Consider the following 20,392-nt stretch of genomic DNA (forward strand, 5'->3'; position numbering starts at 1 on the left):
AAACCTTCAAACGCATATGTTTTAACGTGTTTCCGGGCGCCGCGCGAGGCGCAGCCAGAGCAGGATCTGGAACAGCGCGAGCAGAGGCAGGATCGCAAACATCAGCGGTGCGAAGCCGAACAACAGCGCGGGGGCGAGCATGATCCACGCCTGATCGGCGTCGGGAAGCAGCCAATGGAATCGCCGGCGCTCGCCCGAATCCTCGTAAAGCCAGCGCGCGAGCAGGATCGTCGCGGCGAGGCACGGCGCCATCGCGGCCTCCGAAAACAGCGGCATTTTGTGCTCCGGACCGGCGAGCGACAGGAGCCACGGGAAAATGGCGAGCAGCACCCAGGCAAAGGTGCGGATCACCTCGCGGGTCCGGTCCTGCGCCGCGCTTTCGGCGCGAAACGCCGACAGGAAACGCATCGCGGCCAGGCCAAGCCCGCCGAAGATCGCCACCAAAGCGCCTGCGGCGGCAAGCCCGGTCGCCGCCAGCAACCCAACGATCACCCACAGCAACGCGGTGACATAGGGCAGATAGCGCGCGGTGGCGGGCGATTTGACCAGCAAGGGTCCGACAAGCCGGATCAGCGGCATCATGATCGCCGAACGGCCGAGCCCCATGCCGCCATATTCGACCTGTTGCAGGCTCGACTGCTCGATCAGCGCCGCGGTGGGGCGATCGGCGACGATCGCGATCTCGCCCTGTTCGAACAGCGCGGGCTCGCAATAGAGCCGCCGCGCGCCCGATTGCACCGCGAGGCGCAGCAGCGTCAGCATCATGTCCCATTCGCCGGGCATCGCGGCGAGTTCGGCGACCATCGGCTCCGAAATGCACGCAAGTCCGCCCCAGCGGCGGGTCGCGTCGATGCGCTCGAACCCCTGCGTCAGCGGGGTATCGCCGGTCACGAGGATCGCCGGCGACCCGGGCCGGGCGATCGCCGCATAATGCGTCCCGCCCGCACGCAGGCCGTCGGCGACCAGGATGATACGATCGTCGGGCTCGACCAGCCCCATCAGGTCTGCGGCGGCGCGGACCGCTGTCACCTTCAGTCCGCGGCGGCGGATACGGTCGCACGTCGTCAGCAATTCGGCGGGGACCGCGCCGACCGCTACCGCGATATGCGTCACGCCGACGTCGGAAAGACGCGCCGCCTGCCGCTCGATCAGCGTCTCGCCCGCCACGGTGACGAGCGCGCGGAGCGACCCGTCGGCCAGCGTTTCGCTGGCGCCGACCAGCGCAATCAGGGCCATCGGCGCCGGGGGTATATAACAGCGGTCATAGGCGCGCAGCTTTAGGGACGACGAAGCGATTGGCAAGCCCCGCGATAGGGCCCGATGACGTCACGCCTTCACCCCGTTTTCCCGCACTTTACGCGCCATTTCTGCGCGCAAAAAAATAGCGGAAAAATGACCGAATCGCTGGCCTTTCCACCCACCATCGGCTAGGAAAAAATCATCTCCCGAAAAGCAGAAAAAAGGCCGGGTCTTGACCGAAGAAAATACGCCTACGCCGCCGTCCGAGGATGGCGTTTCGCCGATCAACATCGTCGACGAAATGAAGACGTCATACCTCGATTACGCGATGAGCGTGATCGTCAGCCGCGCGCTCCCCGACGTGCGCGACGGGCTGAAGCCGGTGCATCGCCGCATCCTTTACGCGGCGCAGGAAGGCGGCTTCATCCCGGGCCGCCCGTACAAGAAATCGGCGAAGATCGTCGGCGACGTGATGGGTAACTATCACCCGCACGGCGACAGCGCGATCTACGACGCGCTCGCGCGCATGACGCAGGACTGGTCGCTTCGCGTGCCGCTGATCGACGGTCAGGGCAATTTCGGCTCGATGGACCCCGATCCGCCCGCATCGATGCGTTACACCGAAGCGCGCCTCGCCAAGACCGCGATGGTGCTGCTGAACGATCTCGACAAGGATACGGTCGACTTCCAGCCCAACTATGACGCCAGCCGCGAGGAGCCCACCGTGCTCCCGGCGCGCTTCCCGAACCTGCTCGTCAACGGCGCCGGCGGCATCGCGGTCGGCATGGCGACCAATATCCCGCCGCACAACCTCGGCGAAATCATCGACGCGACGCTGGCGATGATCGACCGCCAGCTCGAAGGCGGCGAACCGGTCACGCTCGAAGAATTGATGGCGATTGTCCCCGGTCCCGATTTCCCGACCGGCGCGATGATGCTCGGCCAGGGCGGTGCGCGCAACGCCTATGCCACGGGCCGTGGTTCAATCATGATGCGCGCGACGCACATCATCGAAGAAGGCCGGAACGACCGCCAATCGATTGTTCTGACGTCGATTCCTTTTCAGGTCGGCAAGTCGGGGCTCGTCGAGAAGATCGCCGAAGCGGCGCGCGACAAGCGCATCGAGGGCGTCGCCGACATTCGCGACGAATCGAACCGCGAAGGCGTGCGCGTCGTCATCGAGCTGAAGCGCGATGCCACGGCAGAGGTCGTGCTCAACCAGCTCTGGCGCCACACCCCGGCGCAGTCGAGCTTCCCCGCGAACATGCTCGCGATCCGGGGCGGACGCCCCGAAATGATGGGGCTGAAGGACATTCTTTCGGCCTTCATCACCTTCCGCGAGGAAGTGATCACCCGCCGCTGCAAGTTCGAACTCGCCAAGGCGCGCGACCGCGCGCACATCTTGCTCGGCCTCGTTGTCGCGGTCAGCAACCTCGACGAAGTCGTCCGCATCATCCGCGGCTCGAACTCGCCTGCCGCCGCCCGCGAAGCGCTGCTCTTGCGCGAATGGCCGATCGGCGAAATCGCCCCTTACATCCGTCTGGTCGAAGCGATCGAGGGCGAGATGGAGGAAAGCGCCACTTATCGCCTGTCCGAAGTACAGGTGAAGGCGATCCTCGACCTGCGCCTTCACCGCCTGACCGCGCTCGGCCGCGATGAAATTGGCAAGGAACTCGGTGAGTTGGCGACCGAGATTGAGGAACTGCTTTCGATCCTCGCCGACCGCGTCAAACTCTATGGCGTGATGCGCGAAGAGCTTGTTGCGGTGCGTGAAGAATTCGCGACGCCGCGCCGCACGCTGCTCGCCCCCGCCGCCGACGGCATCGACGACGAGGATCTGATCGAGCGCGAGGAGATGGTCGTCACCGTCACCCTCGACGGCTATATCAAGCGCACCCCGCTCGACACCTTCCGCGCCCAGCGCCGCGGCGGCAAGGGCCGCGCCGGCATGGCGACGAAGGATGAGGATGTCGTCACCGAGCTGTTCGTCACCTCGACGCACACGCCGGTGCTCTTCTTCTCGACCGCGGGCAAGGTCTACCGCATGAAGGTGTGGCGCCTGCCCGAAGGCGGGCCCGCGACGCGCGGCCGCCCGATGATCAACCTGCTGCCGCTCGCGCAGGGCGAGACGATCTCGACTGTGCTCCCGCTGCCTGAAGACGAGGCCGAATGGGGCAAGCTGCACGTCATGTTCGCAACCGCGAAGGGCAGCGTGCGTCGTAATAGCATGGACGCTTTCACCAACGTGCCCTCGAACGGCAAGATCGCGATGAAGTTCGAAGGCGAGGACGAGGATGATCGCCTGATCGGCGTCGCGCTCCTCGACGAAAGCGACGATGTCCTGCTCGCGACGCGCCAGGGCAAGGCGATCCGCTTCGCCGGCGACGACGTGCGCGAATTCCAGAGCCGCAATTCGACCGGTGTGCGCGGCATGCGCCTCGCCGAGGGCGACGAGGTGATTTCGCTCTCGATTCTGCACCGGGTCGGCACCAGCGGCGACGAGCGCGAAGCCTATCTGCGCGCCGCACCGTGGAAAGATAATGAAAATGAGCCGACGCTCGATGGCGAGCGCATGGCCGAGCTGGCCGCGCGCGAACAGTTCATCCTGACCATCTGTGCCAACGGCTATGGCAAGCTCTCGTCCGCCTATGAATATCGGCGCACGGGCCGCGGCGGTCAGGGCATCACCAATATCGATAATATCGCGCGCAACGGCCTTGTCGTCGCCAGCTTCCCCGCAACCAAGGTGCATCAGCTGATGCTGGTGACCGATCAGGCGAAGCTGATCCGTATGGGCCTCGATTCGATGCGCGTCATCGGCCGCGGGTCGGCGGGCGTACGCCTGTTCGACGTCGCCAAGGACGAGCATGTCGTCTCGGCGGCGCTCATCGAGGAAAGCGACGAGGAAGAGGTCGAAGGCACCGAAGACGAAGCAACGCCCGAGGCCGAGACCCCGACCGAGACGGCGCCCGAATGACCGCTGCGACGGCCTTCAAGGTGCTGACCCAGCAGCAATGGGTCGATTTCGAGCGCGAACGCGTGTTTCGCGGCGCACCGGTGGATATCGCCGATGGCTATATCCACCTGTCGACCGCCGAGCAGCTTGAAACGACGATCGCCAAATATTTCGCCGGGCAAAGCTGCCTGATGATCGCCGAGGTGGACCTGACCTGCCTCGGCGACGCGATCCGCTGGGAGCCGGCGCGTGGCGGCGAACTGTTCCCGCACATTTACGCGGAGCTGCCGATCCACGCGGTCGTGGGGTTGCAGAAACGCGACCAATAAGTCGCCCCCTTTTGAAAGAGGGAGACGGCTAGAACGCGAGCGAGGCCTCTTTTAATCGAACGCTCGTCGGCGTTGGTCGCATCTTGCTTCGCGCACCGAAAAACTCCTACCAGTGTCGGGCTTTGCACCGTCCGTGCATGGGGGAGATAGAAGATGCGCCTCGTTTTGATTGCCGCCCTGCTGGCTTCGGCCGCATCCGGTCCGGTTTATGCGCACGAGACGGCCGCCCCCGTCGTACAATCGAAGCCCGTCCCCAAGGAACAGCTGCTGAAGCCGCCCGCCGACGCGGTGCAATATGTGGTCGTGTCCGAAGCTGGCCAGCATGGCAGCCAGTGGCGCTGGCAACTACCCGACGGCCGCACCGCCTATCGCTGGTCGCAGGAACTGCGCGGCTGGATCACCGAGATGGATCAGGTGACGACCTTCGGCCCCGGCGGCGCGATCGACGCGCTGACCGTCCGCGGCGTCACGACGTCGGGCGACGCCGCCGAGGAGTTTCGCGTCGCGAATGGCCGCGCAACCTGGAAAACGGCGAATGACTCGGGCGAAGCGCCCGCCGGTGGCTGGTACATCCCCGCCGGCGGGGTCGGCATCGCGAATGCCCCGCTGATGGACGCGCTCGCCGCAGCGGGCGACGCCGGACTGAATTTCCTGCCCAGCGGCAAGGGGCGGATGACTTTCGGCCCGACACAGGTGATCCAGGGGCCCGGCGGCCCCAAGAAGGTCCAGCTCGCCTTCGTCAGCGGCATCCTGCCCTCGCCGCTCCCCGTCTGGCTCGACGAGAACAAGCGCTATTTTGCCGACATCAGCTATATCTCGGTGATCCCGGCGGGATATGAGGGGGCGCTGAAACAGCTGCGCAACGCACAGGAAGCGGCGACCGCCGAAGCCGTCGCCGGCATCGCCAAGCGCTTCCTTTCCCCCGCCGCAAAAGCCCCCGTGCTCTTCGACAATGTCCAGTTGTTCGACGCCGACAAGGGCGTGTTTCTTCCCGCTCGCGCGGTGCTCGCGCAGGGCGGCAAGATTGCCGCCATCGGCGCCGCTGGATCATTAAAGGCACCGGCGGGAGCACAGATCATCGACGGGCGCGGCAAGACGCTGGTGCCGGGCATCTGGGACAGCCATCTTCATATCGGCGACGATTGGGACGTGCTCTCGAACATGGCCAACGGGATCACCAGCTTCCGCAGTCCCGGGACGACCTTCGACCGTGCGGTCGAGGCGACCAAGCGCCGCGCGGACGGCAGCCTGCTGATGGGCGAACCCTTCATCTCGGTCATCATCGACAAGAAGGATCCGCTGGCCGCGCAGGGCGCCGAGGTGGTCAGCAGCGCCGAGGAGGCCATCGCTGCGGTGCAGCGCGTCAAGGCCGCGGGCCTGTGGGGCGTCAAATTTTACACCTCAATGAATCCGGCGTGGATCGCGCCCGCCGCCGCCGAGGCGCACAAGCTCGGCCTCCACGTCCACGGCCATGTCCCCGCGACGATGAAGCCCAGCGAAGCCGTCGCCGCGGGCTATGACGAGCTCACCCATCTCAATTTCGTGGTGATGGAATCGATGCCGCGCGAGGTGATCGACAAGGCGAACACGCGGCAACGCGTGGAAGGACCCGCACGCTATTTCAAGGATGTCGATCTCGACGGACCCGTGATGTCGCGTTTCATCGCCGACCTTGCCGCCAAGAAAACGCTCGTCGATCCGACGATCGTCATCTTCGAAGGCATGCTGACGCAGGACGGCGGGAAACCCCAACCCGCCTACGCCCCCTATATGGGCATCATCTCCCCCGTCCTCGAACGCTCGGTGTTCACCGCCGGCGGTTATCCGCTGGTCGAAGGGCTGACGCGCGACGATTACCGCAAGAGCTATGCGAAAATGGTCCAGTTGGTCGGAAAGCTGCACAAGGCGGGCGTGCCCATCGTCGCCGGCACCGACGGCTGGGGGATCGAACTCATCCGCGAGCTCGAAATCTACCGGCAGGCCGGGTTCAGCCCCGCCGAAGCCATCCAGAGCGCCACCATCGTCCCCGCGCGCGTCGTGGGCGCCGACAAGCGCACCGGCTCGATCGCGGTGGGCAAGGAAGCCGATCTGGTTTTAGTCGACGGCGACCCCTCGACCGACCTCAGCGCGCTCCGCCGCGTGGTGACGGTCGTGAGCGACGGCTATGTGATGGACGCAAACGAACTGCGGAAAGCCGCGGGTTACAGCGGCACGCCGAAGTAGCGGTTGACCGCTATCGACGCCCGAACCCAAATCAGCGCTGCCGGGCCTTCCACGCGCGAACCGCCGCCATCGTCTTTTCGACATGCGCCTGCGGCTTGCTGTCGGTGTAGCTCAGCAGGATCGTTCCGTTCGGCGCTATGACATAGGATGTCCGGTTGGAGAGCGTCGTACCGTCGGGGCGCTGCATCGTTGAATCATATTTCGCGGCGATCTTTGCACCCGGATCGGCGGCGACGGCGAATTTGTCGCGGCATTCGGATTTGGAAAATTCCGCGACGCGTTCGATGTTGCCGGCGGTGACGCCAACGACGCGGGCGCCCAGTCGGTTGAAGTCGTCGCTCGATTCGGCAAACAGGTGCGCTTCCATTGTACAGCCCGGCGTAAAGGCAGCAGGGAAGAAATAGAGCACGACGGGTCCCTTCTTCAGCGTCTGCTTCAATGACAGGACGAAGGGTTTGCCGCCCTGCGCAGCGTTCAGGGTGAAGTCGGGCGCCTTCGCGCCCTGCTTGAGGGCGGCTATACCCTGCGCCGGAATAGCCGCGAGCGACAGGCCAAGGCCAAACGACATCGCAATCTTCATCACGGTTTTCATCTGCGGTTCTCCAGCTTGGACATGGCGCATGTCCATATTCGCCGGCATGGGGCAAGATCGCGGCGCCGGATCAAGATGATGAAAAAAAGTGGCGGCGTCTACATCGATCGTCCGTGCTGCACGGCCGCGCCAAAAGCGGCCTGCCTGCGACTGGCCAATTTAGCCTTGGCCGTGCGACGCCAATCGCGTTACCGATGATTCTGATAATAACAGAGAAAGGGGTCCGGTGCGGCTATCACGACGGGAATTCTCATGGGCGTTGGGGGCCAGCCTGGTTGCGGCACCGGCGGCACGCGCGGCGATCCAGAGCGGCACGGGCGACGCGGCGCTCACCGCCTTTCTCGACGCCGCCTTCGAGGCCGAGCTGGCGCTCGATCCCGAACAGCTGACCCAGCTCGGCCGCAAGGAACAGCAGGACCGGCTCACCGACCCCAGCGATGCGGCGGCGACGGCGCGGCTCAAGTGGCGCGGGGATAATGTTGCCGCGATGAAGCGGCAATTCGATCGCGCGAAACTCGGCGAGGACGCGCGGGTCTCCTACGACATGTGGGTGCTCGAACTCGAGCGCGCCGAGGCGTCGACGAAATGGCGCGGGCATAATTACATCTTCGACCGCAACGGGCCGCATACCGGTCTGCCCAATTTCCTGATCAACCAGCACCGCGTCGACACGGCGGCCGATATGGAGGCCTATATCGCGCGGGTCACCGCGCTCGGCCCGACGCTCGACGCCTATCTCGAACGCGCCAAGGCCTCGGCGGCGAAGGGCGTGCGCATGCCCGGCTTCGCCTATGACCAGTCGATCGAACTCGTCGGGCGTCTTATCGCCGGGGCGCCGTTCGGCGCTGGTGCGGACAATGCGCTGTTCGCCGATGCCAAGACGAAGGCGACCGGCCTCGTGACCGCCGGAAAGATCGACGCCGCCGCGGCCGATCGCTACATCGCGCAGGCGGCCGCGGCGATGACCGGGTCGATGAAGCCCGCTTACGACCGGCTGCGCGCATGGCTCACCGCCGACCGGTCCAAGGCGTCGGCCGAGCCGCGCGGCGCGGGCTCGCTCCCTGATGGCGTGGCTTATTATAACGCGATGCTGCGCCTTCAAACGACGACCGACATGACTGCCGACGACATCCACGCGCTCGGCCTGTCGGAGGTTGCGCGCATCCGCGCCGAGATGGAGGCGCTGAAGGCGAAGATCGGATTTGAAGGAAAGCTTGAGGATTTCTTCGTCTTCCTGCGCAGCGACGACCGCTTCTATGTCGCGAATGACGACGCGGGCCGCGCGATCTATCTCAAGAAATCCGAGGATTATCTCGCCGGCATGCGCGCGCGGCTGCCCGAACAATTCGGACGGCTGCCCAAGGCCGACCTGATCGTCAAGCGCGTCGAGGCGTTTCGCGAGGAACCGGGCGGCGCGGCGCATTATTCGCCCGCGGCGCTCGACGGGTCGCGGCCGGGCATCTTCTATGTCCATCTCGCCGACACGCGCGCGACGCCGACCTATGAAATCGAGGGCACCGTCTACCACGAAGGCCACCCCGGCCATCATATGCAGATCGCGCTCGCGCAGGAAATGACCGGTACGCCCGAGTTCCGGAAGAATTATTTCTATGGCGCCTATGGCGAGGGCTGGGCGCTCTATGTCGAACGGCTCGCAAAGGAGATGGGTTTCTACACCGATCCCTACAGCGATTTCGGACGGCTGGGTCGCGAGATCTGGCGCGCCATACGCCTGGTGGTCGACACCGGAATCCACGCCAAGGGATGGAGCGAGGCGGAGGCACTGGCCTTTTACACCGCCAATTCGCCGCAGCCGATCGCCAAGATCCGCTCCGAAATTCGCCGCTATTTCGTCACCCCGGGTCAGGCGACCTCGTACAAGGTCGGCATGCAGCACATCCTCGCATTGCGCGACCGCGCGCGGACGGCACTGGGCCCACGATACGACCAGCGCATGTTTCACGAGATCATCCTCGGCCGGGGCTCGGTGCCGCTGCCGGTGCTCGAAGCGCAGATCGACCGCTGGATCGCCGCGCCCGATTGACCCCGCGCCCCGATCGGCGCAGCATCTGACGATGACGCTCATCATCACTCCCAGCGGTCAGGCGTGCGGCGCGCGCGTGACCGGCGTCGACCTGACGCAGCCGCTCACGCCCAAAACCATTGCCGAAATCCGTTCGGCGTGGCTCGACCATCATGTCCTGGCCTTTCCCGATCAGAAGATGAGCGAGGACGATCTTGAGCGTTTCACCGGCTATTTCGGCGGCTTCGGCGACGATCCGTTCATCCGCCCGATCCCGGGCCACGAGCATATCATCGCGGTGAAACGAAAGGCGGACGAGACCGCACCGCTCTTCGCCGAGAACTGGCACAGCGACTGGAGTTTCCAGGCGCGGCCGCCCGCGGGCACCTGCCTGTTCGGCATCACCATCCCGCCCGTCGGCGGCAACACCGAATTTTCGAACCAGCACGCCGCGCTCGACGCGATGCCCGCCGACCTTCGCGCGCGCATCGAGGGGCTGCAGGCGATCCACAGCGCCCGCGCCGGCTACGCCCCCTCGGGTATGTATGGCGCGAACGACAAGGATCGGAGCATGGACATACGCTCGGGTGAAGAGGCGCTCGATACGCAGCTTCACCCGTTCGTCCGCGCACATCCGGAAACGGGTCGCCCCGGCCTGTTCGGCTGCGCGGGCTATATCATCGGCTTCGACGGCCTCGATGAGAGCGAAGGTTTGCCGTTGCTCTACGAAATGATCCAGTGGCAGGGGCGCGAGGAATTTCGGTACAGCCACATATGGGAACCCGACATGCTGATCATGTGGGACAATCGCTCGGTCCTCCACCGCGCGACCGGGGGCTACGACGGCTACGACCGCCTGCTGCACCGTACGACGATAGCCGCGTGGGACGGATAGAGAAACTTCGGCGATAGCCCATGCGTTGCTTGCCGCAGAAGGAGCAACATCATGACTCTCGCCCCCAACACCCTCGTTCTTGTCGCCGATGGCCGAAAAGCCCTGTTTCTGCGCAATCAAGGCGACGCGCGGCAGATCGATCTGCGCACCACGTCACATCAGGAACGCGACGATCGCAAGGATAGCGACATCAAGACCGATGCCTCGGGCCAATCGCCCGCCCCCGCCGGGACCGGCCTTAGCGGCGGCACGATGGGCGAACCCGATTTCCACCAGCAGGAGGAAGACCGCTTCGCACGCGACCTCGCCGAAAAGATCAACGCGATGGCGCTGGCAGGCAAGTTCGACGCGCTGGTCGTGATCGCGCCCGCGCGCACGATGGGCGAACTGCGCCCGCTCTGGCACAAGGAGGTGAGCGCCCGCCTCGTCGGCGAGCATGTCAAGGCCATGACCGACCGCCCGGTTTCGGACATCGAGGCGCTGCTCGTCGGCGAAGCGGCGCCGCCTTCCTGATCAGCCGCGCGCTTCTTTCGCGAGGGTGCCCACCACGCCCCATGCGATCAACGCCTGCCCCGCGAAATAGAGCGGCCAGACGAGCCACATCGTCACGTCCTTGGACAGCACCGCGCCCTCGCCCGCAAAGATGAAGAGATCGCTGGCCAGGAACATCATCGCGCCCATCCCGGTGCGATAGCGCGGAAAGCGGCTGGTCCATGCGGCCGCCGCCATTGCGGCGACGAACAGCGAATAGACGGCGGCGTGCCACCAGCCCGCCGCGGGGCTCAGCATCGCCCAAACGATCACCAGCGTCGCGGGCATCGTCAGCCAGCCCAGCAGGCGCTGCGACGGCGTCATCTGCACCCGCCTAGTCATCAGATACAGGGTGATCGCGATGATATGTCCGACCACGAACGCCACCGCCCCGGTCTCGAGCCCCTTCGCATCGAGCAGATAATCGCCGAGCGCGCCGAAGCCGAGGGCGGCCGCGATAAGCCAGCCTGTCTTCTCGCGGGCATTCACCGCCGCCCAAACCGCGAGCAAGCCGACGCCGCTTGTCTTCCAGGCCCAGATTGCGGGGCCGTCGAGCCGCAAGAAAACCGCGACGAAAAAGCTGATCCCGCCGGTCAGTGCCAACAGCCACAACCAGCGCGCCCGATCCCAACCTTGCTCCCCGCTCATCATCCGTCCCTTTGCATCTTGTCTTCAACGGGCCTAGTGCGCGGCGGATCAAGTGCAAGTCAACGGCCAAGGTTAATTGGAAAGCGCGTAAATGAGCTACGACATTCACATCATCGGCGGCGGCCTCGCCGGATCCGAGGCCGCGTGGCAGCTCGCCGAGGCGGGTTTTCGTGTCCGCCTCTCCGAAATGCGCGGCGGGGGCGACATGACCCCGGCGCATCAGGGCGACGCACTCGCCGAAATGGTCTGCTCGAACAGCTTTCGCAGCGACGATGGCGACAGCAATGCGGTCGGCCTGCTCCACCGCGAAATGCGCACGCTCGGCTCGATCATCATGCGCGAGGCCGATGTCCACAAGGTGCCCGCAGGATCGGCGCTCGCGGTCGATCGCGACCTTTTCTCGGGCGGCGTGACGCATGCGCTCGAAAATCACCCGAACGTCACCATCGTGCGCGAGCGCATCGATACGCTGCCGTCGGAAGGCTTGACGATCGTCGCCACGGGCCCGCTTACCGCCGCCGGCCTCGCCTCGAGTATCGGCACCGCGACGGGCAAGGATGCCCTCGCCTTTTTCGACGCGATCGCGCCGATCGTCTACCGCGACAGCATCGACATGGATGTCGCGTGGATGGCGAGCCGCTGGGACAAGGTCGGCCCGATCGGCGACGGCAAGGACTATATCAACTGCCCGATGGACAAGGATCAGTATCACGCCTTCGTCCAGGGGCTCGTCGATGGCGACAAGACCGAGTTCAAGGACTGGGAAAAGGACACCCCCTATTTCGAAGGCTGTATGCCGATCGAGGTGATGGCCGAGCGCGGCCCCGAAACGTTGCGCTTCGGCCCGATGAAGGGCGTCGGTCTCGACAATCCGCGCACCGGGCGCTGGCCTTACGCCGTCGTTCAACTGCGTCAGGACAATGCGCTCGGCACGCTGTGGAACATGGTCGGTTTCCAGACCAAACTGAAGCACGCCGCGCAGGTCGAATTGTTCCGGACGATTCCGGGGCTTGAAAAGGCCGAGTTCGCGCGCCTCGGCGGCCTCCACCGGAACAGCTTCATCCGCTCGCCCGAATTGCTCGACGCGCAGCTCCGCCTCAAATCGGCGCCGCACATCCGCTTCGCGGGGCAGATCACCGGCTGCGAAGGCTATGTCGAAAGCGCGGCCATCGGCCTGATCGCCGCGCGCTTTGCCGCCGCGGAACTCGCCGGACGCGACCTCGCACCGCCGCCGCCCGAAACCGCACTCGGCGCGCTGCTTGGCCACATCACCGGCGGCGCTGATGCCGCGAGCTACCAGCCGATGAACGTTAATTTCGGCCTCTTCCCGCCACTTGCCGAGGATGTGCGGAAGAAGGACCGTAAGCTGGGATATACGCAGCGCGCCGGCGCTTCACTCGCCGAGTGGATCAAGGTCGCCGACGGCGTTTCTGCATAGTGTTCCCCGGCGCAGGCCGGGGTCCAGAATTCATGGGCCCCGGCTTGCGCCGGGGAACAACATCAACAGCTACACTTCGGTTTCGCCGCCTGCTTCGGCGCCGTCGTCGAGAATTCCGCGCGCGTCAGATCGCCCGACCCGTCGCCATCGGCCCCGGCGAAGCGCTGTCCCGTCGCCGCCGCCCATTCCTCGAAGGTCAGCAGATTATTGCCGTCCTTGTCGAGCTTGCGGAACGCCGCGGTGCGCGACGACATCAGCTCGACGCGGCTGATCCGGTCGTTGCGGTCGCGGTCGAAGCGGTTGAAACGCCGCTCCTCGCGCGACGCCTCCTTGGCGGCGGGCAGCGCCGGCGGCGCGGGCCCGCGCTTGGGCGCGCCGGCTGCAGCGACCGGAATCGCCGGCAAGGCGGGAGGCGGATCGGGCAGCACCTCTTCCTCTGCAATCTGCGTATAGCCCTTCCACATGAAGAGCCCGCCGGTCAGCAACAGCGCGCTCGCTACACCGCCAATCAGAAAACGGGAAACTGCCATACGCCCCTCCGCGCCGGTTGATCGGGGATTGCTATCACGGCGGCGCGGAAAACGACAATAAACGCCGCCATTATGGCCACGAATTTTAATCGGCAAATTTGTTCAAAATCCTCTCAATAATTGCTACGTCCGATCAATGCACAATTACCTCCCCTCGCTGAAACAGATGCAATATCTCGTCGCACTGCACGAACACGGCCATTTCGGCCGCGCCGCCGACGGCTGCAACGTCACCCAGTCGACGCTGTCGGCGGGCATCCGCGAGCTTGAAACGCTGCTTGGCCAGACGCTCGTCGAACGCACCCGCCGCGTCGTCCGCTTCACCGGGCTGGGCAACGCGATCGTCGAAAAGGCCCACCGCGTGCTGCGCGAGGCCGAGGAACTCGCCGACATGGCCGCCGCCGCCGCCGCGCCGCTCGTCGGCGAACTCAGGATGAGCGTCATTCCGACGATCGCCCCCTTCCTCCTCCCCGGCCTGCTGCCGCGGCTCCGCAAGGAACGCCCGTCGCTCAAGCTGTTCCTGCGCGAAGAACCGAGCGCGCAGGCGTGCGAATCGCTGCACCACGGCACCGTCGATTGCGTCCTGCTCGCGCTCCCCTACGCGTGCGGGGACGTCGAAGCCGAGAATTTGTTCGACGACGCTTTGTTCGTCGCTTTCCCGGGCGACCAGTCGGAGGACCTGCCCGCGATGGTCAGCGCCGACCAGATCGATCCCACGCAGATGCTGATGCTCGAGGATGGCCATTGCCTGAAGGACCACGTCCTCGCCGCGTGCAACCGCCCCGAACTACGCGCCGGCGCCCGGATGATGGGAACCTCGCTCCACACGCTGGTGCAGATGGTCGACAATGGCCTTGGTATTACGATGCTGCCGCAAATGGCGATCGAGGCGGGCATCCTCGACCACACCGACATCGACACCCGCCCGCTCGATTCGGAGCATGACTGGCGTACGATCGCGCTGGTGTGGCGCAAGGGAAGCCCGCGCGCCGACGAATTCCGGATGCTCGCGGACATTTTCCGCAAACATCAGGCGGATTAAAGCCAACCAAACCCGTTCGCATCGAGCGAAGTCGAGATGCCCCTCGGCCGCGCGCTATCCGATGGGTGTCTCGACTTCGCTCGACACGAACGGAAATTGAAGTCAGCCCCAGCGATCCGCGCGCGCGTTATCGCCTTCGCGCGGTTCGACCCACTGAACGCGCCCGTCGGCAAAACTCTCGCGCTTCCACAGCATGACGTCGGTTTTCAGCCGGTCGATCAGAAACTCGCACGCCGCCAGCGCCTCGGCGCGGTGCGGACTGCTGGCGAGGATGAACACGATCGTCTCGCCCGGCACCATCGCGCCGACGCGGTGGATCAAGGTCAGCGCCGAAAGGTGCCAGCGATCGGCTGCGGCGTGCGCCAGATCAGCCAGCCCCGCCGCGGTCATCGCGGGATGATGGTCGAGGAACAGCTCGGTCAGGTCGCCGTCACCGCGCACCCGCCCGACAAAACTGGCGCTCGCGCCATGCCCGCCCGCGTCGTGCAGGTCGAGTTCGGCGGCGATATCGATCGCCGCCGGCTGGACCGCTACGCGGATCATCCGCCCGTCACCGGCGGAAACAGCGCGACCTCGCGCGCCCCGGCAAGCGGCGCGTCGAGGCCCATCATCACGCCGTCGATTGCGGCGCGGATACGCTGCGGTTCGGCAAAAGCGATTTGCCCGCGCGCATCGCGCGCTGCAAGCCATGCAACCAGGCTGCTCACATTGCTTACGCTAGCGGGGAGGTCGACGATCTCGTCGGCCACTCCCATGCGTTCGCGCACCCAGGCGAAATAGGCGATCTCCAGCGGCATCCGATGTTCAATCCATATGCTTCAGGCCGACGCGCAGATAGTCCCAGCCGGTGATCAGCGTCAGCACCGCGGCGCCCCACAAGGAGGCAAGCCCGACGGTCTTGATCCACGCCATTTGCGGCAGCGCCCCCGCCAGGATCAGCGCCCCGAACGCGACGAGCTGGAACGTCGTCTTCCATTTGGCGAGCTGCGTCACCGGCATCGACACCTGCAGCGTCGCGAGGAATTCGCGGAGGCCCGATACGATGATTTCGCGCAGCAGGATCATCAGCGCGGCGATGACATGATAGCCCGAAATGTCGCGGGTGAAAACCAGCAGCAGGATCACCGCCGCGATCATGATCTTGTCGGCGATCGGGTCGAGAAAAGCCCCGAGCCGCGACACGATGCCGCGCGAGCGTGCAACATAGCCGTCAAAATAATCGGTAATGCCCATCAGGCAGTACAGGCCAAAGGCGAGCGCATAGTCGATCGGCTTCGGCTGGTGCGACCCTTCGACCACCCCGGGCCACAGCAGGAACAGCAGGATCGGCACCGCCAGGATACGCGATAATGTCAGGATGTTAGGAAGGCTGAGCATGGTCGCTGTCGGCGTGTCCGTTCCAAAATGGGCTTTGACCCCGAATGCCCTAACCGATAAGCCCCCCCGGCGACAACCGAATTGCCTGAGGCGGCAGCCGGTGTTGACATGTCGGGCTGTAAAAATGGATTTTCAATGACCGGTTCCTTTGCGCTGCTGAAACAACGCAGGTTCCTTCCCCTCTTTGTCACGCAGCTCCTCGGCGCCTTCAACGACAATCTGTTCAAGAACGCGATGGTGCTGTTCGTCGTTTACGGCGTGTTCAACGACGAAGCGTCCGAAACATTGTTCAGCGCGGTCGCGACCGGCCTGTTCATCCTGCCCTTCTTCCTGCTCTCGGCGCTCGCCGGGCAGCTCGCCGACACGCGCGACAAGGCGCGGATCATCCGGATCGTCAAATTCTGCGAAATATTGATCATGATCGTCGGCGGCGCCGGGCTGGTCCTCGCGTGGCTGGGTTTCGCGGTCCATTTGATCGCGATCCCCCTGATGATGCTCGCGTTGTTCGCAATGGGCATCCACTCGACTTTCTTCGGCCCGATCAAATATGCGATCCTGCCGCAGCATCTGAAAAGCGACGAAGTGCTCGCAGGGACGGGGCTGGTCGAGGCCGGAACCTATATCGCGATCCTCGCCGGCACGATCCTGGCCGGGGTCATCGATGTCGAATGGGCCGCACTCGGCGTCGTGCTGGTCGCCGCGCTCGGTTACTGGACCGGTCGAAAGGTGCCCCCGGCGCCGCCCGAACATGAAGAAACCGGCATCGACTGGCATATCGTCCGCTCGTCGATCACGCTCGTCCGCGGCACGATGCACATCCCGCGCCTCTATCTCGCGATCCTGTCGATCAGCTTTTTCTGGACGATCGGCGCGGTGCTGTTCATCCAGTTTCCGCCGCTGGTGAAGAATATCCTGCACGCCGACAAGAGCGTCGCCAGCCTTTTCCTCGCAATCTTCTCGATCGGTATCGCGATCGGCTCGGTCGCGGTGAACCGGCTGCTGAAGGGGCAGGTATCGGCGCGATACAGCCCCGCCAGCGTCATCGTCATGGGCGTGTTCGTCGTCGCCTTCTATTGGGTCTGCCGCAACTGGGAGCATGATCCCTCGGGCGTGATGTACGGCATATCGGGTTTCCTGAACCACGCCGACGTCATTCCGCTTCTGCTCAGCCTGCTGGGCATCGCGATCAGCGGCGGCATGTTCGTCGTGCCGCTCTACGCCTTCCTCACGACCACCGTGCCGAAGGACCAGACCGCACGCACCGTCGCCGCGAACAATATCGTCAATTCGGGCGCGATGGTCGCGGGATCGCTGCTCGCGATGGGGCTGGGCTTTGCCGGTGTCGGCGTCGTCGACCAGTTGCTGATGAGCGCCGCTATGTGCCTGGTGTCCGCCTGGCTCGCGCAGAAACTGCACCGCGCCTGCGATTGATCGAATTCAGAGCAGGAACATCATCGTCGCGGTAAAGAAGATCGCGAAGCTCTGAAGAAACAGACGGAAATCATTGGCCGAAAAGATCGTGACGGGCTCGCGATGTGCTGCGAGCGCGGCGCGGAGCTCGCCCTGCCAGTCCGCCGGCGCGCTGAGCCGCGCGATGACCAGCTGCCGCTTGCCATGATCGCGAACGCGGCCGCGAATGTCGATCTGATCGCTCGAGTCCATGCAGGGAAGCTAGGGCCATGTTAACGAGTCGATAAGGTTAAAAGAGAGTTAACGCGGCGCCGTCCCGCACTGGCACGCTTTTCGGGATTCGCCCTAACGCGCGGGCATCGGTCGAACGCGGATCTGGCGGCCGTCTTTCGCTCCGCTCTGGAATGGCTTGCACCTTGTAGGCTTCATGCGCGGCCCCAGGCACAGCCGCACCTCGTTCAGCCATCCCTGCCGGTCGACCGACACGGCGATCATCGGCGCGGTCACGCCCGGATTGACAGCGGAAAAAGCGCGGCGGACGCTGGCGGCGTTTTGCGGTTTGGCGGCGAGCGCCTTCATGTCGGGAAAGCGGACGGCGCGGAACAGGATTTCGGCCGAGCGAAAATAGGCCGCGGGGTTCGGACTCATGCAGGTGCCGTGCTTCGCCCATTCGTGCTGGAGCAACTGCGCCGACGGCGTCATGCACATATGCTTTTTCAGCACCGGCTGCGGTACGATCTTCGCCGGGCGGCACCATTGCGGATAACCCGGACTATCGGTTTCGGGCCATAGCCCGTGCAGCACCCAGCCGAAACGGCCATTCTCGCCCGAACATTGAAAGCGATCGCGTACGTCCTTCGGATTGCGGACGTCGGCGCAATGCTGAGGCGACCAGCTCATGGCTAACAGATAGCCGGTGGTCGCCGGATTACGGACGGGTTCGCCGCGCTTTGGCTGTTCAAGGCGCGGAACCGGAATCCGGTCGGTTATGCTGCACGCCAGCGCTTGCGCCTCGGCCGCCGTCGGCGACAACAGCAGGCCGAGAACGGCGAGACTAGGCCAGCGCAAAATCGAGCCCGATGTCCGCCGCTGGCGCCGATTGGGTCAGCCGCCCGACCGACACATAGGTCACACCGGTCTCGCCGATCGCGCGGATCGTATCGAGTCGCACCCCGCCCGACGCTTCGGTCGGCACCTTGCCAGCGACCAGCGCGACGCAGTCGCGCAGCTGATCAAGACCCATATTGTCGAGCAGCAGGTGCGTCGCTCCGGCGTTCAGCGCCGGCCCGACCTGCGCGACGCGATCGACCTCGACGATGATGTCCGCGATTCCTGCAGCGACCGCGCGGCGCACCGCTTCCTCGACCGAGCCCGCGACCGCGACATGATTGTCCTTGATCATCGCCGCGTCCCACAAGCCCATGCGGTGGTTGGTCGCGCCGCCCATGCGCGTCGCATATTTCTCGACCACGCGCAGGCCCGGGATCGTCTTGCGCGTATCAAGCAGCGTGGCGCCGGTTCCGGCGAGTGCGTCGACATATTGGCGAGTCATCGTCGCGATACCCGACAGATGCTGGACGGTGTTGAGTGCCGACCGTTCCGCCGTCAGCATCGCGCGCGCATTGCCTGACAGGCGCATCAGGTCGCTGCCCGATGCGACCTGCGCGCCCTCCTCGACCAGTATCTCGATCTCCATGGCGGGTTCGAGCGCACGAAAGAATCGCTCGGCAATCGGCAAGCCTGCAACGGTGATCGCGTCGCGGCTGTCCATCACCCCGCCAAAGCGTGCATTGGCGGGAATCGTCGCCATCGAGGTGATATCGCCCCCCGCCCCCAGATCCTCGGCCAATGTGGCGCGGACGAAGGCATCGAGGTCGAAATCGGGCAAGGAAAACTGGGTCATGAACCCCGCGATAATCCGCCTGCCCAGCAAATCAACTTGACGTTTACGTCAACTGACGCTGACATGGGTGCAAATAGACAAATGGAGAGGTCCCCAATGCAATCCCCGATCTGCGCGATGCTCGGCATCGAATTTCCGTTGCTAGCCTTCTCGCACTGCCGTGACGTCGTCGTCGCGGTGTCGAAAGCCGGGGGCATGGGCGTGTTCGGCGCCGCATCACTGCCCCCCGAGCGGCTTGAGGAAGAGCTCGCGTGGATCGACGAGCATATTGGCGGGCGCCCCTATGGCGTCGACCTGATCGTCCCCAACAGCTTCATCGGCAAGGGTGAGGCGCCTTCCTCCGCCATCGCGAAAGTGCCCGAGACGCATCTGAACTTTGCCGCCGGTTTGCTCGAAAAACATGGCGTCGATCCAGCGGGCTTGCCCGAGGCGATGGCGGGTCGGCAGAGCTTCGGCGACAATATGCATGAGGACGGCGCAGCCAAATTGCTCGAGGTCGCCTTTCGTCACCCGATCGCGCTGATCGCCAACGCGCTCGGCGTGCCCCCGCCGTTGATGCTCGAACTCGGCAAGCGTCACGGCGTGCCCGTCGCGGCGCTCGTCGGGACGCGCGACCATGCGCTGACCCAGGTCCGCGCCGGAGTCGATATCCTCGTCGTCGCGGGCGGCGAAGCGGGCGGGCATTGCGGCGAAGTCGCAACGATGGTGCTGGTGCCCGAAGTCGCAGCGGCGGTCGAAGCCGTCGGCGCTAGCACGCCGATCCTCGCCGCGGGCGGCATCGTCACCGGACGCCAGATGGCGGCAGCGATGGCGATGGGCGCGCATGGCGCATGGACCGGATCGGTATGGCTGACGACCGCAGAGGCCGAAACCAATCCGGTGGTGAAGGAAAAGATGCTCGCCGCGTCGTCGCGCGACACCATCCGGTCGAAGAGCCGCACCGGCAAACCCTCGCGCCAGCTCCGCTCGCCATGGACCGACGCATGGGAAGCCGAAGACGCGCCGAAACCGCTGCCGATGCCGTTGCAATCGCTGGTCAGCGAACCGGCGCTGCGCAAGGTGGATAAATTGTCCGAAGGCGGCCACGAAGGCGCGAAGGCGCTCGCGACCTATTGGGTGGGCCAGGGCGTTGGCCTGATGAACGAGGCGATGGGCGCCGGGCAGGTCGTTCAGGAGTTCAAGCAGGACTGGGTCGTGGCCTGCGAGCGGCTTAATGGCTTTATCGGCGACTAGGCAAAAAAAATCCCCGCCGAAGC

At 64.9% G+C, this 20,392-nt stretch carries 20 protein-coding genes; 10 read left to right on the forward strand and 10 right to left on the reverse strand.

The annotated features are described in order from the left end of the window. Positions 1 to 21: 21 nt before the first annotated feature. A complete protein-coding gene (locus tag ACTJI5_RS01710; protein ID WP_058538483.1) occupies positions 22 to 1,236 on the reverse strand; it encodes a hypothetical protein in 1,215 nt (404 codons plus the stop codon). A gap of 235 nt (positions 1,237 to 1,471) precedes the next feature. Here ACTJI5_RS01710 and gyrA point away from each other — a divergent pair, with 235 nt between their 5' ends. The 3 genes from gyrA to ACTJI5_RS01725 all read left to right on the forward strand — a co-directional run bounded on the left by gyrA (position 1,472) and on the right by ACTJI5_RS01725 (position 6,747). After that, positions 1,472 to 4,216, forward strand: a complete 2,745-nt coding sequence (gene gyrA / locus ACTJI5_RS01715) for a DNA gyrase subunit A (protein WP_440859188.1) — start codon at positions 1,472 to 1,474, stop codon at positions 4,214 to 4,216. Continuing rightward, entirely contained in the window at positions 4,213 to 4,524 is a 312-nt protein-coding gene (locus ACTJI5_RS01720; RefSeq protein ID WP_440859189.1) for a DUF952 domain-containing protein, read from the forward strand. The genes gyrA and ACTJI5_RS01720 overlap by 4 nt, the downstream gene beginning before the upstream one ends. Positions 4,525 to 4,677: 153 nt before the next feature. Next, positions 4,678 to 6,747, forward strand: a complete 2,070-nt coding sequence (locus tag ACTJI5_RS01725) for an amidohydrolase family protein (protein ID WP_440859190.1) — start codon at positions 4,678 to 4,680, stop codon at positions 6,745 to 6,747. A gap of 31 nt (positions 6,748 to 6,778) precedes the next feature. Here ACTJI5_RS01725 and ACTJI5_RS01730 read toward each other — a convergent pair whose 3' ends face one another. After that, entirely contained in the window at positions 6,779 to 7,339 is a 561-nt protein-coding gene (locus ACTJI5_RS01730) for a peroxiredoxin (protein ID WP_058538618.1), read from the reverse strand. A gap of 259 nt (positions 7,340 to 7,598) precedes the next feature. On the opposite strand from ACTJI5_RS01730, the gene ACTJI5_RS01735 reads away from it, so the two are divergent. Genes ACTJI5_RS01735 through ACTJI5_RS01745 form a run of 3 tightly spaced genes read left to right on the forward strand, consistent with a single transcriptional unit; the run spans position 7,599 to position 10,770 of the window. Next, on the forward strand, positions 7,599 to 9,383 hold the full coding sequence (locus tag ACTJI5_RS01735; RefSeq protein ID WP_440859191.1) for a DUF885 domain-containing protein: 1,785 nt from the start codon (positions 7,599 to 7,601) through the stop codon (positions 9,381 to 9,383). 31 nt (positions 9,384 to 9,414) lie between these two features. Beyond that, the gene (locus ACTJI5_RS01740) at positions 9,415 to 10,257 is read left to right on the forward strand and encodes a TauD/TfdA dioxygenase family protein (RefSeq protein ID WP_440859192.1); all 843 of its coding nucleotides are present in this window, start codon (positions 9,415 to 9,417) and stop codon (positions 10,255 to 10,257) included. A gap of 51 nt (positions 10,258 to 10,308) precedes the next feature. After that, a complete protein-coding gene (locus ACTJI5_RS01745) occupies positions 10,309 to 10,770 on the forward strand; it encodes a host attachment family protein (protein WP_058538477.1) in 462 nt (153 codons plus the stop codon). On the opposite strand, the gene ACTJI5_RS01750 is transcribed toward ACTJI5_RS01745, so the two are convergent. Next, positions 10,771 to 11,436, reverse strand: a complete 666-nt coding sequence (locus tag ACTJI5_RS01750) for a lysoplasmalogenase (protein ID WP_440859193.1) — start codon at positions 11,434 to 11,436, stop codon at positions 10,771 to 10,773. 91 nt (positions 11,437 to 11,527) lie between these two features. On the opposite strand from ACTJI5_RS01750, the gene trmFO reads away from it, so the two are divergent. Next, positions 11,528 to 12,874 (forward strand): methylenetetrahydrofolate--tRNA-(uracil(54)-C(5))-methyltransferase (FADH(2)-oxidizing) TrmFO, encoded by a 1,347-nt coding sequence (gene trmFO / locus ACTJI5_RS01755; RefSeq protein WP_440859194.1) that lies wholly within the window; start codon positions 11,528 to 11,530, stop codon positions 12,872 to 12,874. A 62-nt stretch (positions 12,875 to 12,936) separates the two neighbouring features. Here trmFO and ACTJI5_RS01760 read toward each other — a convergent pair whose 3' ends face one another. Beyond that, entirely contained in the window at positions 12,937 to 13,404 is a 468-nt protein-coding gene (locus ACTJI5_RS01760) for an EF-hand domain-containing protein (protein WP_440859195.1), read from the reverse strand. A gap of 136 nt (positions 13,405 to 13,540) precedes the next feature. On the opposite strand from ACTJI5_RS01760, the gene ACTJI5_RS01765 reads away from it, so the two are divergent. Further along, on the forward strand, positions 13,541 to 14,446 hold the full coding sequence (locus ACTJI5_RS01765; RefSeq protein WP_440859196.1) for a hydrogen peroxide-inducible genes activator: 906 nt from the start codon (positions 13,541 to 13,543) through the stop codon (positions 14,444 to 14,446). Between the two features lie 102 nt (positions 14,447 to 14,548). Here ACTJI5_RS01765 and ACTJI5_RS01770 read toward each other — a convergent pair whose 3' ends face one another. From ACTJI5_RS01770 to pgsA, 3 genes are read right to left on the reverse strand one after another with little or no spacing between them, the layout of a single operon-like run. Beyond that, positions 14,549 to 14,989, reverse strand: coding sequence for a molybdenum cofactor biosynthesis protein MoaE (locus ACTJI5_RS01770; protein ID WP_440859197.1), 441 nt, complete (start codon positions 14,987 to 14,989; stop codon positions 14,549 to 14,551). Then, a complete protein-coding gene (locus ACTJI5_RS01775) occupies positions 14,986 to 15,243 on the reverse strand; it encodes a MoaD/ThiS family protein (protein WP_440859198.1) in 258 nt (85 codons plus the stop codon). The genes ACTJI5_RS01770 and ACTJI5_RS01775 overlap by 4 nt, the downstream gene beginning before the upstream one ends. A gap of 7 nt (positions 15,244 to 15,250) precedes the next feature. After that, positions 15,251 to 15,823: a CDP-diacylglycerol--glycerol-3-phosphate 3-phosphatidyltransferase gene (gene pgsA, locus ACTJI5_RS01780; protein WP_037515508.1), complete on the reverse strand. Its 573-nt coding sequence runs from the start codon at positions 15,821 to 15,823 to the stop codon at positions 15,251 to 15,253. Positions 15,824 to 15,958: 135 nt separating this feature from the next. Here pgsA and ACTJI5_RS01785 point away from each other — a divergent pair, with 135 nt between their 5' ends. After that, entirely contained in the window at positions 15,959 to 17,254 is a 1,296-nt protein-coding gene (locus ACTJI5_RS01785) for an MFS transporter (RefSeq protein WP_439511959.1), read from the forward strand. A 6-nt stretch (positions 17,255 to 17,260) separates the two neighbouring features. Here the strand turns inward: ACTJI5_RS01785 and ACTJI5_RS01790 are convergent, their stop codons facing one another. From ACTJI5_RS01790 to nadC, 3 genes are all read right to left on the reverse strand, one after another. Then, positions 17,261 to 17,485 carry a hypothetical protein gene (locus ACTJI5_RS01790; protein WP_058538471.1) on the reverse strand — a complete coding sequence of 75 codons (225 nt, stop codon included), beginning with the start codon at positions 17,483 to 17,485 and terminating at the stop codon, positions 17,261 to 17,263. A 93-nt stretch (positions 17,486 to 17,578) separates the two neighbouring features. Further along, complete coding sequence (locus tag ACTJI5_RS01795) at positions 17,579 to 18,301, reverse strand: ribonuclease T2 family protein (protein WP_440859199.1); 723 nt, start codon at positions 18,299 to 18,301, stop codon at positions 17,579 to 17,581. Next, on the reverse strand, positions 18,288 to 19,136 hold the full coding sequence (gene nadC / locus ACTJI5_RS01800) for a carboxylating nicotinate-nucleotide diphosphorylase (RefSeq protein WP_310253725.1): 849 nt from the start codon (positions 19,134 to 19,136) through the stop codon (positions 18,288 to 18,290). Before nadC ends, ACTJI5_RS01795 begins: the two co-directional genes overlap by 14 nt. 96 nt (positions 19,137 to 19,232) lie before the next feature. On the opposite strand from nadC, the gene ACTJI5_RS01805 reads away from it, so the two are divergent. Continuing rightward, positions 19,233 to 20,369, forward strand: a complete 1,137-nt coding sequence (locus ACTJI5_RS01805; RefSeq protein ID WP_440859200.1) for an NAD(P)H-dependent flavin oxidoreductase — start codon at positions 19,233 to 19,235, stop codon at positions 20,367 to 20,369. Positions 20,370 to 20,392 lie beyond the last annotated feature (23 nt).

It is taken from the genome of Sphingopyxis sp. 22461 (genome assembly GCF_052044915.1).
Taxonomy (GTDB): Bacteria; Pseudomonadota; Alphaproteobacteria; order Sphingomonadales; family Sphingomonadaceae; genus Sphingopyxis.

What these genes read in the sequence shown, in the direction of transcription:
- ACTJI5_RS01710 (WP_058538483.1), bottom strand. Translation starts at nt 1,236, where the DNA reads ATGGCCCTGATTGCGCTGGTCGGCGCCAGCGAAACGCTGGCCGACGGG.
- ACTJI5_RS01720 (WP_440859189.1), top strand. Translation starts at nt 4,213, where the DNA reads ATGACCGCTGCGACGGCCTTCAAGGTGCTGACCCAGCAGCAATGGGTC.
- ACTJI5_RS01725 (WP_440859190.1), top strand. Translation starts at nt 4,678, where the DNA reads ATGCGCCTCGTTTTGATTGCCGCCCTGCTGGCTTCGGCCGCATCCGGT.
- ACTJI5_RS01730 (WP_058538618.1), bottom strand. Translation starts at nt 7,339, where the DNA reads ATGAAAACCGTGATGAAGATTGCGATGTCGTTTGGCCTTGGCCTGTCG.
- ACTJI5_RS01740 (WP_440859192.1), top strand. Translation starts at nt 9,415, where the DNA reads ATGACGCTCATCATCACTCCCAGCGGTCAGGCGTGCGGCGCGCGCGTG.
- ACTJI5_RS01745 (WP_058538477.1), top strand. Translation starts at nt 10,309, where the DNA reads ATGACTCTCGCCCCCAACACCCTCGTTCTTGTCGCCGATGGCCGAAAA.
- ACTJI5_RS01750 (WP_440859193.1), bottom strand. Translation starts at nt 11,436, where the DNA reads ATGAGCGGGGAGCAAGGTTGGGATCGGGCGCGCTGGTTGTGGCTGTTG.
- trmFO (WP_440859194.1), top strand. Translation starts at nt 11,528, where the DNA reads ATGAGCTACGACATTCACATCATCGGCGGCGGCCTCGCCGGATCCGAG.
- ACTJI5_RS01760 (WP_440859195.1), bottom strand. Translation starts at nt 13,404, where the DNA reads ATGGCAGTTTCCCGTTTTCTGATTGGCGGTGTAGCGAGCGCGCTGTTG.
- ACTJI5_RS01765 (WP_440859196.1), top strand. Translation starts at nt 13,541, where the DNA reads ATGCACAATTACCTCCCCTCGCTGAAACAGATGCAATATCTCGTCGCA.
- ACTJI5_RS01770 (WP_440859197.1), bottom strand. Translation starts at nt 14,989, where the DNA reads ATGATCCGCGTAGCGGTCCAGCCGGCGGCGATCGATATCGCCGCCGAA.
- ACTJI5_RS01775 (WP_440859198.1), bottom strand. Translation starts at nt 15,243, where the DNA reads ATGCCGCTGGAGATCGCCTATTTCGCCTGGGTGCGCGAACGCATGGGA.
- pgsA (WP_037515508.1), bottom strand. Translation starts at nt 15,823, where the DNA reads ATGCTCAGCCTTCCTAACATCCTGACATTATCGCGTATCCTGGCGGTG.
- ACTJI5_RS01785 (WP_439511959.1), top strand. Translation starts at nt 15,959, where the DNA reads ATGACCGGTTCCTTTGCGCTGCTGAAACAACGCAGGTTCCTTCCCCTC.
- ACTJI5_RS01790 (WP_058538471.1), bottom strand. Translation starts at nt 17,485, where the DNA reads ATGGACTCGAGCGATCAGATCGACATTCGCGGCCGCGTTCGCGATCAT.
- nadC (WP_310253725.1), bottom strand. Translation starts at nt 19,136, where the DNA reads ATGACCCAGTTTTCCTTGCCCGATTTCGACCTCGATGCCTTCGTCCGC.
- ACTJI5_RS01805 (WP_440859200.1), top strand. Translation starts at nt 19,233, where the DNA reads ATGCAATCCCCGATCTGCGCGATGCTCGGCATCGAATTTCCGTTGCTA.